Source organism: Curtobacterium sp. 179-B 9B NHS (assembly GCF_045370965.1).
Classification (GTDB): domain Bacteria; phylum Actinomycetota; class Actinomycetes; order Actinomycetales; family Microbacteriaceae; genus Curtobacterium.
The window spans coordinates 163,568-179,180 of the sequence record NZ_JBIQDQ010000003.1 but is presented as its reverse complement, the minus strand read 5'-3'; the positions used below and the strand labels follow the sequence as shown (position 1 = coordinate 179,180).

Annotated in this window: 17 protein-coding genes; 5 read left to right on the top strand and 12 right to left on the bottom strand. The window is 73.0% G+C overall.

All coding sequences use genetic code 11. The features are described 5' to 3' along the window. Positions 1-60: 60 nt before the first annotated feature. The 8 genes from hemC to hemE form a co-directional block, all read right to left on the bottom strand. Positions 61-1,137, bottom strand: a complete 1,077-nt coding sequence (hemC, locus tag ACH0A8_RS04495; protein ID WP_406906658.1) for a hydroxymethylbilane synthase — start codon at positions 1,135-1,137, stop codon at positions 61-63. Beyond that, positions 1,134-2,366, bottom strand: a complete 1,233-nt coding sequence (locus ACH0A8_RS04490) for a ferrochelatase (protein WP_209684662.1) — start codon at positions 2,364-2,366, stop codon at positions 1,134-1,136. The genes hemC and ACH0A8_RS04490 overlap by 4 nt, the downstream gene beginning before the upstream one ends. Beyond that, positions 2,363-3,136, bottom strand: coding sequence for a hydrogen peroxide-dependent heme synthase (gene hemQ, locus ACH0A8_RS04485; protein WP_245172028.1), 774 nt, complete (start codon positions 3,134-3,136; stop codon positions 2,363-2,365). The genes ACH0A8_RS04490 and hemQ overlap by 4 nt, the downstream gene beginning before the upstream one ends. A 72-nt stretch (positions 3,137-3,208) precedes the next feature. Next, entirely contained in the window at positions 3,209-3,439 is a 231-nt protein-coding gene (locus ACH0A8_RS04480) for a DUF3618 domain-containing protein (protein ID WP_066651325.1), read from the bottom strand. A gap of 34 nt (positions 3,440-3,473) precedes the next feature. After that, positions 3,474-3,908: a phage holin family protein gene (locus tag ACH0A8_RS04475; protein ID WP_406906656.1), complete on the bottom strand. Its 435-nt coding sequence runs from the start codon at positions 3,906-3,908 to the stop codon at positions 3,474-3,476. Continuing rightward, the gene (locus tag ACH0A8_RS04470) at positions 3,905-4,159 is read right to left on the bottom strand and encodes a hypothetical protein (protein ID WP_066651317.1); all 255 of its coding nucleotides are present in this window, start codon (positions 4,157-4,159) and stop codon (positions 3,905-3,907) included. The genes ACH0A8_RS04475 and ACH0A8_RS04470 overlap by 4 nt, the downstream gene beginning before the upstream one ends. Positions 4,160-4,257: 98 nt before the next feature. Further along, positions 4,258-5,586, bottom strand: a complete 1,329-nt coding sequence (locus ACH0A8_RS04465; RefSeq protein WP_209684664.1) for an FAD-dependent oxidoreductase — start codon at positions 5,584-5,586, stop codon at positions 4,258-4,260. Further along, on the bottom strand, positions 5,583-6,713 hold the full coding sequence (gene hemE / locus ACH0A8_RS04460; protein ID WP_406906654.1) for a uroporphyrinogen decarboxylase: 1,131 nt from the start codon (positions 6,711-6,713) through the stop codon (positions 5,583-5,585). The genes ACH0A8_RS04465 and hemE overlap by 4 nt, the downstream gene beginning before the upstream one ends. Positions 6,714-6,835: 122 nt before the next feature. Between hemE and ACH0A8_RS04455 the strand changes: the two genes are divergently transcribed. Together ACH0A8_RS04455 and ACH0A8_RS04450 are read left to right on the top strand one after the other, a co-directional pair. Further along, positions 6,836-8,158 (top strand): glutamyl-tRNA reductase, encoded by a 1,323-nt coding sequence (locus ACH0A8_RS04455; protein ID WP_066657578.1) that lies wholly within the window; start codon positions 6,836-6,838, stop codon positions 8,156-8,158. Between the two features lie 23 nt (positions 8,159-8,181). Then, a complete protein-coding gene (locus ACH0A8_RS04450) occupies positions 8,182-8,586 on the top strand; it encodes an NUDIX domain-containing protein (protein ID WP_406906652.1) in 405 nt (134 codons plus the stop codon). A gap of 51 nt (positions 8,587-8,637) precedes the next feature. On the opposite strand, the gene ACH0A8_RS04445 is transcribed toward ACH0A8_RS04450, so the two are convergent. After that, a complete protein-coding gene (locus tag ACH0A8_RS04445) occupies positions 8,638-8,916 on the bottom strand; it encodes a hypothetical protein (protein ID WP_209684668.1) in 279 nt (92 codons plus the stop codon). Positions 8,917-9,020: 104 nt separating this feature from the next. On the opposite strand from ACH0A8_RS04445, the gene ACH0A8_RS04440 reads away from it, so the two are divergent. Further along, a complete protein-coding gene (locus tag ACH0A8_RS04440; RefSeq protein WP_209684670.1) occupies positions 9,021-9,695 on the top strand; it encodes a DUF4232 domain-containing protein in 675 nt (224 codons plus the stop codon). A 76-nt stretch (positions 9,696-9,771) separates the two neighbouring features. Here ACH0A8_RS04440 and ACH0A8_RS04435 read toward each other — a convergent pair whose 3' ends face one another. Together ACH0A8_RS04435 and ACH0A8_RS04430 are read right to left on the bottom strand one after the other, a co-directional pair. Next, on the bottom strand, positions 9,772-10,791 hold the full coding sequence (locus ACH0A8_RS04435) for a serine hydrolase (RefSeq protein WP_081984526.1): 1,020 nt from the start codon (positions 10,789-10,791) through the stop codon (positions 9,772-9,774). Further along, positions 10,791-12,755: a M13 family metallopeptidase gene (locus tag ACH0A8_RS04430; RefSeq protein ID WP_406906649.1), complete on the bottom strand. Its 1,965-nt coding sequence runs from the start codon at positions 12,753-12,755 to the stop codon at positions 10,791-10,793. Before ACH0A8_RS04430 ends, ACH0A8_RS04435 begins: the two co-directional genes overlap by 1 nt. Positions 12,756-12,865: 110 nt before the next feature. On the opposite strand from ACH0A8_RS04430, the gene ACH0A8_RS04425 reads away from it, so the two are divergent. Together ACH0A8_RS04425 and ACH0A8_RS04420 are read left to right on the top strand one after the other, a co-directional pair. Beyond that, positions 12,866-13,432 (top strand): hypothetical protein, encoded by a 567-nt coding sequence (locus tag ACH0A8_RS04425; protein WP_406906648.1) that lies wholly within the window; start codon positions 12,866-12,868, stop codon positions 13,430-13,432. Between the two features lie 56 nt (positions 13,433-13,488). Continuing rightward, the gene (locus ACH0A8_RS04420; RefSeq protein ID WP_406906646.1) at positions 13,489-14,826 is read left to right on the top strand and encodes a uracil-xanthine permease family protein; all 1,338 of its coding nucleotides are present in this window, start codon (positions 13,489-13,491) and stop codon (positions 14,824-14,826) included. Between the two features lie 103 nt (positions 14,827-14,929). Here the strand turns inward: ACH0A8_RS04420 and ACH0A8_RS04415 are convergent, their stop codons facing one another. Further along, a complete protein-coding gene (locus ACH0A8_RS04415) occupies positions 14,930-15,592 on the bottom strand; it encodes a GAP family protein (protein ID WP_406906644.1) in 663 nt (220 codons plus the stop codon). Positions 15,593-15,613: the final 21 nt, after the last annotated feature.

The following is a 15,613-nucleotide window of genomic DNA, read 5'->3' as shown; positions in this document are numbered from 1 at the left end:
GAGGACGACCGGGGGCCGTGCCTCGTCCGCGACGCGAGCGGTGTCGTCCGTGGTGACCGCCTAGGCCGTCGTCGTGGAGCTGTCGTCCGCCGGCTGCTCGGCGGCGGGGGTGGCGAGACCGGGCCCGGCGGAGTGGTCGCCCTCGGCAGGGGCACCGGTCACCGTCGACGCCAGGTCCGCCAGCTCGGCGGCACCGTTCTCGAGGAGCTCGGCGGCCACGCGACCGGCGACCTCGAGCGCCTCGTCGAGACGGTCCTGCGCGGACCCGTCGAGGTGTGCCGCGTGCGACGCCGTGCGGTACTCGGAACCGTCCGGGCGGTAGACCGTCGCGGACACGAGCAGCAGCTCGGCATCGACGACCGCCGTGGCACCGATCGGGGCGGAGCAGCCGGCCTCGAGCTTCGCGAGGACCTCGCGCTCGGCCGTCACCGTGAGGCGCGTCGGGGCGTGGTCGAGCTTGCGGAGCGCAGCGAGCAGGCCCTTGTCGGTCTCGTCCGCCCGGATCTCGACCGCGAGTGCTCCCTGGCCGGGAGCGCTCGGCCAGAAGCCGAGGTTGAGGAGCTCGGTCGCCGCGTCCAGCCGGTCGATCCGGCCGAGGCCGGCGGCGGCCAGCACCACGGCGTCGAGGTCGTCGTCAACGCGGCCGAGCCGGGTGTCGATGTTCCCGCGGATGTCGATGACGTCGAGGTCGGGACGCTTCGCCCTGAGCTGCGCGACGCGGCGGGGTGAGCCCGTGCCGACCTTCGCGCCCTCGGGCAGGGTCTCCACCGTTGCGCCGTTCCGGGCGACCAGGACGTCACGGGCGTCCGCGCGCTTCGGGACCGACGCGATCGTGAGCCCCTCGTACGGAGCGGTCGGCAGGTCCTTCAGCGAGTGGACGAGCACGTCGACCTCGCCCGCGACCAGGGCCTCGCGCAGGGCGCTGGCGAAGACGCCCGTGCCGCCGAGGCTCGCCAGCGAGGCGCGGTTCGTGTCGCCCTCGCTCGTCACCGTGACGAGCTCGACCGGACGCCCCGCCGCCCTGGCGAGACGGTCGGCGACGTCCTGCGACTGCGCGACCGCGAGTCGGCTGGCACGGGTGCCGAGCCGGATCGGGGCCGGGCCGTCGGAAGGCGTCGCGCTGTCGGCGTCCGTCACGGGGCGACCCCGGCCGCGGCCGGCTTGAACCCGGCGCGCACGTTCTCGCAGCAGCCCGGACGGCACACGTCGTACCAGGGGCCGATGTCGGTCAGGTGCGGACGCTCGGTCGTCGGCGTGCCGTTGACGCGCTCGAGCACCAGGTCGACGAGGCCGGCGACGTACGCCGGGTCCACGCCGGGCGTCTGCGTGCGGAGCGACCAGAAGCCGAGCTCACCCGCGGTCTCGGTGGCCTCTTCGTCGAGGTCCCACATGACCTCCATGTGGTCGCTCACGAAGCCGAGCGGGACGATGAGCACCGCGCGGGTCGGGCCGCCCTTCAGCTCCTCGTTCATGTAGTCGTTGATGTCGGGCTCGAGCCACGGCTGCGTCGGGGGGCCCGACCGCGACTGGTAGACGAGCTTCCACGCGGGCTTCGACGTGCCCTGCAGGTGCGCGAACTCCGGCTGCTCGAGCAGCTCGTTCCAGGCCTGCTCGAGGACGACCTCGCCGACGGCGAGGTGCTGGGCCTCGTACGCGCCGTGCTCGTCGAAGCCCCGGTAGTCGGGGCCCGACTTCGCCGCGTCGGTGGACGGGATCGAGTGCGTCGAGAAGAGGATGTGCAGCTCGGTCGCGACGTCGAGGCCCTCGTTCTCGCGGATCGCGCGGGCCATGCCGTCGCGCACGCCGTCGACGAACGGGCGCACGAAGCCCGGGTGGTCGAAGAACTGGCGGACCTTGTCGACCTGGATCGTGTCGATCAGGCCGGTCTCGGTGAGCACGCGGGCGTAGTCCTCGCGGTACTGGCGGCAGCTCGAGAACGACGAGTAGGCGCTCGTCGCGATGGCGATGAGCTTGGTGTAGCCCTTGTCGGCGGCCTCGGTGAAGGCCTCCTCGAGGTAGGGCGCCCAGTTCCGGTTGCCCCAGAGCACGGGCATGTCGATGCCGCGCTTCGCGAGTTCGCCCTCGAGCGCCGCCTTGAGCGCGCGGTTCTGCGCGTTGATCGGACTCACGCCGCCGAAGTGGCGGTAGTGGTGCGCCACCTCCTCCAGACGCTCGTCCGGGATCCCGCGGCCGCGGGTGACGTTGCGGAGGAAGGGGATGACGTCGTCCTGGCCCTCGGGGCCGCCGAAGCCGGCGAGCAGGATCGCGTCGTACGCGGTCGGGACCTCGACGTGCTCGGGGCCGTCCGCCGCGGCGGGGGTCGCGGCGAGGACCTTCCCGTTGGTGATCTGGCTGGTGTCGGTCACGACAGCACCTCCGGCAGTTCGGCGGTCGTCACCCGACGACCGGTGAAGAAGGGGACCTCCTCGCGCACGTGCAGGCGCGCCTCGGTGTAGCGCAGGTCGCGCATGAGGTCGACGAGGTCGACCAGCTCGGGGCTCTCGAGCGGCAGGATCCACTCGTAGTCGCTGAGGGCGAAGGTCGCGATCGTGTTGGTGAGCACGCGGCGGTACTTCGCGCCGGCGATGCCGTGGTCGCGGAGCATCTTCGAGCGCTCCTCCTCCGGCAGCAGGTACCACTCGAAGGACCGGACGAACGGGTACACCGTGATCCAGGCCTCGGGGTCCTTGCCGCGCAGGAACGCCGGGGTGTGGCGCTTGTTGAACTCGGCCTCGCGGTGCATGGCCATCGCGTGCCAGACCGGCTCGGCGTCCTGGAACAACGCCGTGCGACGGAGGTCGCGGAGCGCGGCCTGGATCGCCTGTGCGTCGTCGCCGTGCAGCCAGATCATGACGTCGGCGTCGGCCCGGAAGCCGGAGACGTCGTAGAAACCGCGGATCGTCACGCCCTGGTCGGCGGCGCGGGCGACCGCGGCGTCGAGCTCGGCGACGGCGTCGTCACCGACGCGGTGGATCGGCCCGAGCGGACGCCGGAACACGGCCCACAGCGCGTACGCCGTGAGGAGGTTCGGGTCGATCCCGCTCGCCGGGTCGGTCTCGTGCGCCGGGATGCCGCCGTGCGCGGCGGCGTTGTCGGGGACGTTCTCGTGCGTGGCTGCGTGCACGTCGGAGCTCATGGTTCCTCGTCTTGTCGGTTGCCTGGGTCGTGGCTGCGCGCCGCGTCCGGGAGACCACCGATCAGAGGCGGTCTACCGCCGTCGGAGCACCGCTACGACGATACTCCCGACCACCGCCACACCGGCTGCGAGGCCGGCCAGGTACGGCACCGGCTTCTCGTCGATCCCCTGCTTGACCCTGGACGCCGCGATGCCGAGCTGCTTCGGGACGTTGAGCTTGTCCTCGATGGCGTCGAGGGTCTCGAACAGCTGCGTGCGGGTCGCCGCGACGCGGTTCGCCAGGTCGTCGTGCTGATCGGTCACAGGGGTCCTCCGGTGGGGGTGTCGGTCGTCCCGCTCAGGAGCGGGTGATCCGGTCGTGCTGGCCGGGCTTGTTGCCCATGCCCTTCACGGCGTTGATGTCGTCCTTGACGCTGTCGATCGTGCGCTTCGGGGTGAGGGGCAGGCCCTTCTGGAAGCGCTTCCAGCCGACGAAGCCGAGGATGCCGGCCACGATGAGCATGACGACGGCGAGCAGCAGGGCTGCGAGCCACGCCGGCATCACGGTCGCGAGGCCCATCACGGCAGCGGTCAGCAGCACGCCGATCGCGTACAGCACGATGACGAGCGCGCCGATGAGGAGCCCGGCGGCGAGGCCGAACACCTTCGCCTTGGCGATCATCTCGGCCTTCAGCAGGTCGATCTCGCCCTTGACGAGGTTCTTGACCAGCTTCGGGATGTCCCCGACCAGACCGAACAACGATCGCGACTTGCGGTCGCGGGTGTCGGTCATGAGGTGGTCGAGTCCTTCTTCTGGCTGACCTTGCGGACGACCTTCTTGGTCTGCTCACCGACGAACTCGGCGACGTCCGGGCCCTTGTCCTGGATGAACTCCTCGGCCTGGTGCACGCCCTTCTGGACGTTGCCGTTGTTCCAGATCTTGCCGCTGACGGTCTTGATCTGCTCGTACCGCGCCCGTCCGGCTCGCGATCCCAGGACGTACCCGAGTGCGGCGCCGGCGACGAACAGGAGCTTGCCTCGCATGTGCGATCCTCCGTTGTTGAGGGTGTGCGGTGGTCATGCGCCGAACGGAATACGTCCGGCGTTGGTCCACAGTAGCCCTCGGGTGCTCCTCGGTCCGCTCAGGATCCCAGGATGCGTGCAGCGGACGCCCGGGCCGCGGCGACGATGCCCGCCAGACCGCGGCCGGAGGAGGTCTCGCCGATGCCGACGACCCCCTCGGCCAAGCCGGCTGCGGTCAGGTCCGGCCCGTACCAGCGGACGCGGGCGGCGCCCTGCACACGGTCCGCGGTCACGGGGACGCCCAGGAGCGCGGTCGCGTCCCGGACGGCGCGGGCGCCGACGGTGTCCTCCGGGTCGACCGGGAGGCTCGTCCCCACCCCGTCGTCACCGGTCACCGGATCGTGGGGTGCGGTCGCGTAGCTGAGCCGCAGGACGTGGCGGCCCGCGGCCGCCTCGGCCAGCCAGGGCCACTTCACCGTCGCGTGCGTCAGGGCCTTCGCCCCGACCCCGGCGGCCTCCGGGTGCACGAGCATCCCGGTCCCGCGCGGCCCGGCGTCGAGCTCGGGCTGGTCGACGACCAGGGTGACGAGCTCGATGCCGGTGCGGTCGGCCGCCGCGGTCCGGCCCGGGTCGGCCGTCGACGCGAGGACGTGCTGTGCGGGCAGGCGCTCGCGGGTGCCGTCCGCTGCCACGGTCTCGACGGCGAAGCGCTCGACCGCGGTGGCGCGGGTGCCCGTCCGGACGTCGACGCGGTGGGTCTCGAGGTCGGCCACGAGCTCGTCCACGAGCCGGGCGATGCCGCCGCGGATGCCCTGCACCGCCGAGCCCGCGGCGGACCGGGAGCGCAGGGCGAGCACGGCGCGGGCGAGGGAGCCCTCACGCTGCAGGGCCGCACGGAGCCCCGGGGCCACGCGGTCGGGGTCGAGCTGGTCGGGGTGCGTGGAGTACACGCCGCCCGCGACCGGGACGACCAGGTCGTCGAGCACGCGCTCCCCCATGCGCTTCCGCACGAGGGCACCGAGCGACTGTGCCCGGGCACCGACGGGTGACGGCAGCAGCGAGTCCATCTGTGCGCGGAGGCCACCGCCCTGGCCGACCACCGCGAGGACGTCGGCGGCCATCGGGCTGCCCGGGATCCCGAGGAAGCCGGTCTGCGGGATCGGGGCCGTCCGGCCGTCGCGCGTCATCAGCCACGCACCGCGGGGGTCGGGCGACACGACGTCGTTCCCGAGGCCGAGCTCGATCGCGAGCCGCTCGACGGCGTCGGTGCGGGTCGCGAAGGACTCCGCGCCCATGTCGAGGTCGAGCCCGGCGACGGTGTGCCGGCGGATCATCCCGCCCAGGCGCTCCCCGGCCTCGACGAGCACGACGTGCGCGCCGCCCTCGGCCAGGTCACGGGCGGCGACCAGGCCGGCGACCCCACCGCCGACCACGACGACGTCGGTCACGCCGCGGCTCCGGTCCCGTCGCCCCGGCCGTCGCCCAGCCCGTGGACCAGTTCGACCACGCGGGTGAGCACGGTCGGGTCGGTCTCCGGCGGGACACCGTGGCCCAGGTTGACCACGTGCGCACGGGCAGTGCCGCCACGGCGGACGACGTCGCGCACGTGGGCCTCGAGCACCTCCCACGGGGCGGCGAGCATCGCGGGGTCGATGTTGCCCTGCACGGTGACGCCGGTGCCGACGCGACGGACGGCATCGTCGAGCGGGACACGCCAGTCGACACCCACGGCGTCGACCGCGACGGCGTCCGACGGGTCGCCGAGCGTCGTCATCTCGTGCAGGACCTCGCCGCTGCCGACGCCGAAGTGGATGCGCGGGACACCGAGGTCCGCCACGTGCGACAGCGCCGTCGCCGAGTGCGGGGCCACCGAGGCGACGTAGTCCCGGCGGGAGAGCGAGCCGACCCACGAGTCGAAGAGCTGCGCGGCCGAGGCACCGGCTGTCACCTGCGCACGGAGGAAGGCGCCCGAGACGCCGGCGGCCCAGTCGAGCAGCCGTGCCCAGGTCTCCGGGTCGCTGTGCATGAGCGTGCGCGCGCGGATGTGGTCCTTCGAGGGGCCGCCCTCGACCAGGTAGGCGGCGAGCGTGAACGGTGCGCCCGCGAAGCCGATGAGCGGGGTGTCCCCGAGCTCGGCGACGGTGCGCTGCACGGCCTCGGTGATCGGCGCCAGGGCACCCGGGTCGAGCGGGGCGAGCGCGTCCACGTCGGCCGCCGTGCGGATCGGGGACCCGAGCACCGGGCCACGACCGGGGACGATCTCGACGTCCACGCCCGCGAGCTTGATCGGCACGACGATGTCGCTGAAGAAGATGCCGGCATCGACCCCGTGCCGACGGACCGGCTGCAGGGTGATCTCGGACGCCAGCGCCGGGTCGAGGCAGGCGTCGAGCATCGCGGTGCCGACCCGCAGCTCCCGGTACTCCGGCAGCGACCGGCCGGCCTGCCGCATGAACCACACGGGCAGCGTCTCCGGACGGTCCCCGCGGAGCGCCCGGACGAGCGGCGACCCCGAGGTCCTGCCGGTCACGAGCGGGTGGCTGTCGGGCAGGGCGGCGGGTGCGGCGGAGGTCACCCACCGATTGTTCCATCCGCGGCCGGGCACGACCCGCCCCGGACACGGGCGCCACCGCACAGTCTGCTGTGCACGCGGAGGGCGAACAGCCGGTGGCCCGAGCGCGAGTTACGATGGAAGACGTGCTCATCTGTCTCACGGCGTCGCACCGCAACGCCAGCTTCGACCTCCTGGAGCGACTGAGCATCGGCGCACCGACCGCCGCGAGCCGTCTGGTGACGGACTCCGACGTGCTCGACGGAGCCGTCGTCCTCGCCACCTGCAACCGCTTCGAGGCCTACCTCGACATCGCGGGCGACGATCGTGACTCCGCCGTGTCGGCCACCGTCGACGCCGTCGCCACCGCCAGCGACCTCGTGCCCGCCGAGGTCCTCGACTCCGTCAGCGTGCTCGGCGGCGGGGACGTCGTGCAGCACCTGTTCGCCGTGTCCAGCGGACTCGAGTCCGTCGTCGTCGGCGAGACCGAGATCTCCGGCCAGGTCCGCCGGGCACTCGAGGACGCCCGCGCCAACGGCACCACGACGTCCGACCTCGAGCGCCTGTTCCAGGAGGCAGCGCACACCTCCCGCGGCGTCAAGACCCGCACCCGCATCGGTGCCGCCGGCCGGTCGCTGGTCCGTCTCGGGCTCGAGCTCGCCTCGTCGCGCATCACCGACTGGGCCCGGACCCGCGTGCTGCTCGTCGGTACCGGCAGCTACGCGGCCACCACCATCGCCGCGCTGCGCGACCGCGGTGCCGCGAACATCCAGGTCTTCTCGCCGTCCGGCCGCGCGCCCTGGTTCGCCGCGAAGCACGACCTGGTCGCCGCGACCGACCTGCGCCAGGCGATCGGCACGAGCGACGTCGTCATCACCTGCACCTCGAGCGAGGTCCCGGTCGTCGAACCGGCCGACCTCGCCGACGGCCAGCGCCGCATCGTCATCGACCTCGGGCTGCCCCGCAACGTCGACCCCGACGCGGCCCACGTCGAGGGCGTCGAGCTGCTCGACCTCGAGACGATCAGCATCCACGCGCCGATCGCCGAGCTGAACGCCGAGTCCGAGGCGCGTCAGATGGTCGACGACGCCGTGTCGCGCTTCCGTGCGCAGGCGCTCGAGCAGTCGACCACGCCGGCGCTCGTGGCCTTCCGCAAGCACGTCTTCGACATCCTCGACGACGAGATCGACCGCGCGAAGCGTCGCGACGGCGACCCGGAGTCCGTCGAGCAGACCGAACGGGCCCTCCGGCACCTGGTCGGGGTCCTGCTGCACCGCCCCTCGGTGCGCGCGCGTGAGCTCGGTCGCGCCGGTCGCGGCGAGGAGTTCGTCGGGGCGCTCGACGCCCTGTTCGGCGTGCACCCGGAGCCCGAGGCGGAGCTGCCGTCGCCGATCGTGCCGCTCGCGGAGCGCACCGCGCCCGAGTGCCCCGTCTCGACGGACCGCACCGGCGAGGCGGACGCGAGCTGAGCCTCCCGGCAGTCCCCCGCACGTTGCGCGTCAGCGCGCTGCTGCTGGTCCGTGACCGGCAGGTCCTGATGGTGCGCGCCCGCGGACGCGACGTGCTCTACCTGCCCGGCGGCAAGGCGGAGCCGCACGAGACCGACGTCGAAGCCGCGATCCGCGAGGCGCGCGAGGAGACCGGGCTGCACCTGACCGAGGCGGACCTCGAGCCGTTCGGCACGGTGACCGAGGCCGCGCACGGCCAGGGCGAGGGGACGATGGTCGCCATGGCCCTGTTCCGGGTCCGGCCGGGAGGCACCGCCGACGCCGCCTCGCCCGTCGCCTCCGCAGAGGTGGACGAGGTGGAGTGGGTCACCTCGTCGGACGCGGACCGGTGCCCGCCGGCGGGCGTCGAGACGCTCCGCCGGCTGGTCGCCGCCGATCTGGTCGACTGAGGTCCTGACGCCTGAGGATCCGGTCAGCTCCGACCGGTGCCCCTCGGCGCCTCACTCGTCCTTGTCGACGTAGTGCCCGGCCTCGCCGTCCGGCGTGGGCTCGGCCTCGCCGGGGATGTCCGACTCGACGTACTCACCCTCGTCCGCGCCGCCCGCGCCCTGGGGCCGCGTCTCGCCGGGGATGTCGCTGGAGACGAACTCTCCCGCGGGCTCGTGCGACTCGACGTGCTGCTCGCCCGGGATCTCGCTGTCGGTGAAGGCGCCGGCGCGGGTGTCGACGCCGTCCGCCCGACCGTCCTCGCCGCGTGCCTGCTCGTGCTTGCCTGCCATGTTCCGACCTCCGTCGCTCGTGTTCCTGGCTGTGACGCGAGTGTGCCCGTGACGACTGGACGCTCACCGAGTCCCGTGGGTGGGGGCCGGTGTTGCGTCGAGGCATGCACCGCAGCACCCGCACACCCATCGTCCTCGCGAGCACCGGGGTGGTACTCGCCCTCGCGCTCACCGGCTGTTCGTCGGGCGGTACGGACACGGCGCCGACGGCCACCGAGACCGTGACCGCGTCGGCCGGGGGCTCGTCACCCTCCACCGCGACGTCGGCTCCGTCCTCGTCGTCGGCGGCGTCGTCGTCGTCGGGCGGCTCGGCGGGTGGCGGGTCCGGCGGCGACGGTGGCCGGTGCACCACCGGATCGCTGTCGGGCAGCGTCGAGTCCGGCAGTGGTGGGGCCGCCGGCAGCACGTACGTGCACCTCGCGCTCCGCAACACCGGCTCCACGACCTGCACGCTGCAGGGGTGGCCCGGGGTCTCCTTCGTCGGCGGCGGCTCGGGTGAGCAGATCGGCGCCCCGGCCACCCGTGACGAGGCATCGGCGCACCCGACCGTGACGCTGGCGCCCGGCGCAGTGGCCGTCGCACCGCTGAAGATCACCCAGGCGGAGAACTACCCGACGGCGACGTGCGACCCGGTGTCCGCGGACGGGTTCCGCGTGTACCCGCCCGGGTCGACCGAGTCACTGTTCGTGCGCGACTCCGGCATCACGGCGTGCCGGTCGACCGACGCGGGGCTGCTCAGCGTGCAGGGCCTGGTGCCGGAGGGGCAGGCGGCCGACTGAGCCGTCGCGCCCGCCGGCGCCCGTCGCGCCCGCCGGCGCCCGTCTGCGCCCGCCCGTCCGTGCTCGTCCGTGCTGGTCAGCGGCGGGCGGGGGTGTGCACGGCCTCGAGCACCTCGGTGCCCATCGTGCGCAGGGCCTCGACGACCGCGAGCCGCCGCTGCAGTGTCGCGTCGTCGAAGGTCACCGTGACCGCGTAGCTCACCGACGAGCCGGGTCCCCGGAGGATGCCGGCCTCGGCGCGGACGCCGGTCGACGAGCCGGTCACGACGACGGCCTGCAGCCCGTGGTCCAGCGCACGGTGCGCCAGGGGGTCGAGGCCGAACGAGCCCGCCACGAGCGTGGTGTCGCTCGCCAGGCTCAGCCAGCCGAGCACCCGGTTCGACACCGCCTCGTCGACGACCTCGCCGAGGGCCAGGCCGCGCATCAGCCAGGCGAGCTCGCCTGCCGGCGCCACGGAGGCGTCGGGGGCGTCGTCGGGACCGCGCCGGTCCCGCACGCGGTCGATGAGTGCCGTGCGGTCGATGCCGAGCGCCTCGGCCCGCTGCCGCACCGCGTCGATGCCGACGGTCGACAGCAGTGCGTTCATCGCCCACGCGTCCGCCGTCGCCCCGACCAGGGTCGCCAGGTCCGGCACCTGCATCGTCGGTTCCTGCAGGAACTGCCACAGCCCGGCGCCGGTGGCGGTGTCCCGTGCCATCCGCTGGAGCCGGTCGCCGTGCAGCCGGCCGTCCTCGAGCTGCGCCGCGACCTCGATGAGCAGGAGCACGCGACCGAGGCTCGCGACCGGCTGCACCAGGGTGTCGTCGACGGCGAGCAGGGCCTTGCCGGTCGACGTGTCGATGATCGACGCGCTGACGGCGGCACCGTCACGGGCGATCGAACCGAGGGCGTCGACCGTCGCGCCGAACCGCTCGTCGGCCCCGCCACGGTGACGTCCGCGCGCACGAGCGCCGTTCCCGCCGCCGACCTGGTGTCGGCGGCGGGGACGGCGGGAGGCACCGGTGTCGGCGCCCGGCGTCTCGCCCGGCGCAGCGCTGGGTGTCCCGCTGTGGTCAGCGCTCGGCTCGGACGACGGAGCCGCGTCCGGCTCGGTCATCACCAGATCGCGACGCGCTCGGCCGGGTCGAGGTACATCGTGTCCGACTCGGTGACGCCGAAGGCCTCGTAGAAGCCGTCGATGTTCCGCACGATCTGGTTGCAGCGGAACTCGTTCGGCGAGTGCGGGTCGATGCTCAGCAGACGCGCTGCCTCCTCCGGACGGATCGCCATCCGCCAGGCCTGTGCCCAGCTGAGGAAGAAGCGCTCGGCGCCGGACAGCCCGTCCACGACCGGGGGCTCCTGGCCGTCGAGGGACAGCAGGTACGCCTTCCACGCGATCGACAGCCCGCCGAGGTCACCGATGTTCTCGCCGATGGTCAGCGCGCCGTTGACGTGGCCGTCCGGCACCTCGGTCGGTACGAGCGCGTCGTACTGGGCGATGAGGGCCTTCGTGCGCTCCTCGAACGCCGTGCGGTCGGCCTCGGTCCACCAGTTCTGCAGTCGGCCGTCCCCGTCGTACTGCGAGCCCTGGTCGTCGAAGCCGTGTCCGATCTCGTGCCCGATGACGGCACCGATCGCGCCGTAGTTCGCGGCGGCGTCGCGCGACGCCTCGAAGAACGGGAACTGCAGGATCGCCGCCGGGAAGACGATCTCGTTGAACCCCGGGTTGTAGTACGCGTTGATCGTCTGCGGGGTCATGAACCACTCGTCGCGGTCGATCGGCTTCCCGATCTTGCCCAGCTCGCGGTCGACCGCGAAGCTCGCGACGGCCCGGACGTTGCCGATCAGGTCGTCGGGGCTGACCGACAGGGCCGAGTAGTCGCGCCACGTCACCGGGTAGCCGATCTTCGGCGTGAACTTGTCGAGCTTGTCGAGGGCACGGGCGCGGGTCTCGTCGGTCATCCAGTCGAGCGCGGTGATGCTCTGCCGGTACGCCTCGACCAGGTTGGCGACGAGGTCGTCCATCTCGGCCTTGGACGTCTCGTCGAAGTGCTCCTGCACGTAGATGCGACCGACGGCCTCGCCCATCGCGCCCTCGACCAGCGAGACGCCGCGCTTCCAGCGCTCGCGCTGCTTCGGCGCACCGGTGAGCGCCGTGCCGTAGAACGAGAAGTTCGTGGCGGACATCGCGCTCGTCAGGTACGCCGCGGAGCCGCGGATGACCTGCCAGCGCAGCCAGTCCTTCCACGCGTCGAGCGGCTGGGAGCGCAGGAGCTCGGCCAGGCCGGTGATGAACGACGGCTCGCGCACGACCACGGTCTCGAAGGCGCCCGCCGGGGCACCGATCGCCTGCCACCACAGGTGCAGGTCGGCGCCGTTCGCGAGCGCGGCGACCTCGTCCCAGGTCATCTTGTTGTAGGTCTTCTGGCTGTCGCGGGTCGTCACGTTGTCCCAGTGCGCCGCGGCGAGCGCCGTCTCCAGCGCGATGACGGCCTCGGTGCTCTGCCCGGCGTCGGCGAAGCCCGCGAGCGGGAACATCGACGCGACGAACTCGCGGTACTTCGACCGGATGTCGGCGAAGCGCTCCTCGCGGTAGTACGACTCGTCGGGCAGGCCCAGGCCGGACTGCTCGAGGAAGACGACGTACGACTCCGGGTCACCCGGGTCGTTGTCGACGAAGAGCTGGACGAAGCCGGGCAGGCCCAGGCGCTCGAAGCGTCCGACCATCGCGATGACGTCGTCGGTGGTCTCGACGGCGTCGATCTCGCCGAGCAGCGGGTCGATCGGTCCGGTGCCGAGGGCCTCGAGCCGCTCCTCGTCGGTGAAGGACGTGTACAGGTCACCGACCTTGCGCTCCTCGGTGCCGGGTGCGGCCTGCTGGGAGCGCTCGACGATCTCGCGCACGGCGACCTCGGCGTCCTCGGCGAGCACGGTGAACGAGCCGTACCGCGCCTTGTCGTCGGGGATCGGCGTCTGCGCGATCCACGTCCCGTTCACGTGCCGGTAGAGGTCGTCCTGCGGGCGGACGGCCGGGTCGAGCTCGTCGGTGTGGATCCCTGAGGTGCGTGCGACGTCGGTCATGCGCTCCACGATAGCCACCGGGTCCGCGTCGGGACGGAGCCAGCAGTGTCACGTCAGGACGCGCGTGCCGGCTCCTGCGAGCCCCAGGACGCGCGCGTACGTTCTGCTCGGTGGGATCCCGACCGAAAGCGAACGCACCGTCGCGCGACGACGAGCAGCAGCCGCACGACCCGTACGCGAAGCGCCCGGGCTACGTCACCGGGGTCGACGGCCGCACCGACACCTGGACGACCGCGTCGGTCGCCGGCATCGTCACGGGCATCGTGGTGCTGTTCGTGTCGGGGTTGCTCCAGGCTCCGAGCCCGATCGCGTACGGAGCTGCGGTCGTGATCGGTGCCGTCGTCTGGTTCGGTGTGCGTGCACGTCGCCGAGCCGCTGATCGTCGCGACGGCCGGTCTCCCGACGCGGTGGCGCAGGCCCGCTCCCGGGCGGTCGCCGACGCGAACGGCGGACGACGCTTCCTCGTCGCGCAGAACCCCGTCGTCGTCATCGTGATGGGTGGCGTCTTCCTCACGGTCGCGGTCGTGCAGCTCGTCGCGAGGGGGCTGTCCGCCGGCGCGGTCGCCGTGGCGGTCCTCCTCGCCGCCTCCGCCGTGTTCTTCGTGGTGCAGGGCATCGGGACCCTCGTCGTCCGGCGTCGCGAGGAGTCGCGGGGCGTGGACACCGGCGGGCACTAGCACCAGCGGGACCCGCGAGCCCGCACCGTGAGCCGCGCAGCCGCTACGGTGCTGCCATGGGACTCGGCTGGAAGCTGCACGGTGACGGCGCGACCGTCTCCTCCTCGACCATCGTGGCGCCGGACGAGCGCCTCTCCTGGGGACGCACCATCGGGCTCGGCGTCCAGCACGTCGTCGCGATGTTCGGTGCCACCTTCCTCGTGCCGCTCATCACGGGCTTCCCGCCCTCGACGACCCTGCTCTTCAGCGGCGTCGGCACGATCCTCTTCCTGCTGATCACCGGCAACCGGCTGCCGAGCTACCTCGGCTCGTCGTTCGCCTTCCTCGCCCCGATCGGCGCCGCGACGAAGATCGGCGGCATCCCGCTCGCGCTGTCCGGGATCATCGTGGTCGGCGTGCTGCTCGCCCTGGTCGGCGCGATCGTGCACCTCGCCGGGGCCGGGTGGATCGACCGCCTCATGCCCCCGGTGGTGTCGGGAGCGATCGTCGCCCTGATCGGCTTCAACCTCGCGCCGGCCGCCCGCGACAACTTCGCGAAGGCCCCGGTCGTCGCGCTGATCACCCTCGCGGCGATCATCCTGGTCACGGTGCTGTTCAAGGGACTGCTCGGTCGCCTGTCCATCGTCATCGGTGTCCTCGTCGGCTACGTCGCCGCCCTGCTCTCCGGCCAGGTCGACCTGTCGACGGTCAGCGCCGCCCCGTGGATCGGCCTGCCGACCTTCACCGCCCCGGCCTTCGACCCGGGCCAGCTCGCGATCTACCTCGGCTTCGTGCCGGTCGTGCTCGCCCTGGTCGCCGAGAACGTCGGTCACGTCAAGGGCGTCGGACAGCTGACCGGCCGTGACCTCACCCCGCTGACGGGTCGCGCGCTCTTCGCCGACGGCGTCTCGACCGTGCTCGCCGGTGCCGGCGGCGGTTCCGCCACCACGACCTACGGCGAGAACATCGGCGTGATGGCTGCGACCCGCGTCTTCTCGACGGCCGCGTACTGGGTCGCCGCGATCGTCGCGATCCTGCTGGGGCTGTCGCCGAAGGTCGGCATGGTCATCTCCTCGGTGCCGGCCGGGGTGCTCGGCGGTGCGACCACCGCCCTGTACGGACTGATCGGCGTCATCGGCATCCGCATCTGGGTCGAGAACCGCGTCGACTTCGCCAAGCCGAAGAACCAGCTGACCGCCGGCATCGCGCTGATCATGGGCATCGCCGACTTCACGTTCTCGTTCGGCGGCGCGACCTTCGGCGGCATCATCGTCGGCACGGTCGCCGCGATCGTCGTCCACCACCTGATGGACCTGGTCGGGCGGGCCCGCGGCACGGACCCGGCGACGCCCCGCGCGTCGGACGAGGCGCGCGCCGCCACCGGGGCGATCCCGGCAGAGCCGCGCGCGGACTGACGGCGGGACCACCGGACGGGAGGCCCGTGGCGACCCCGCCACGGGCCTCCCGTCCGTTCCGTCCGCGGTCCGGTCCTGCGCGCACCCGCCCTGTCGGCCAGCGTCAGCGGAGACCGACCACGCCGACGGTGAGCTGGACCACCGCCAGGACGGCGAGCACCGCGACCAGTCCGACGGAGCCCCACCGGGCGATGCCCGCGCGCACCGCGGCGAGGGGACGGCGAGCGCGACGACCGGCCGCGAGCACGAGGACCACGGGCAGCACCGTCGTCGACGCGGCGACCACGACGAAGGCCGCGCCGGCGAGCAGTGCCTCGCCGGGGTCGGGCTCGGCGTCCCCGAACGCGAGCCCCGCGGTCAGGGCGAGCACGACCGCCTTCGGGTTGCAGAACAGCAGCATCCCGAGCCCGAAGCCGTGCACCGGACCGACCCGCTCGACCACGTCCGCCCAGCGGGTGCTCGACGGGGAGCCGTCCGGCAGCCGGCGGACCGTCCACTGCCAGACCGCGAGCGCGGCGAGCACCACCCCGGCGACCACGGCGACGATCGCCTGGACGGACGAGCCACCGGCCGTCTGCACGGGGAGCCGCTCCCCCACCGCGACCGCCAGGACGAGCGCCGCGGCGACGGCCACGGTCCATCCGGCGGTGCAGGCGACGGCGGGGGCGGAGCCGCGACGGTGCCCGAGCAGGACGACCACGGACGCGACGGGCAGCGGGCTCAGGGCGATGCCGACGGCGCCGGGCGCGAGCGCGAGGAGGTCCACGCGCGCAGCGTACCGACGGCG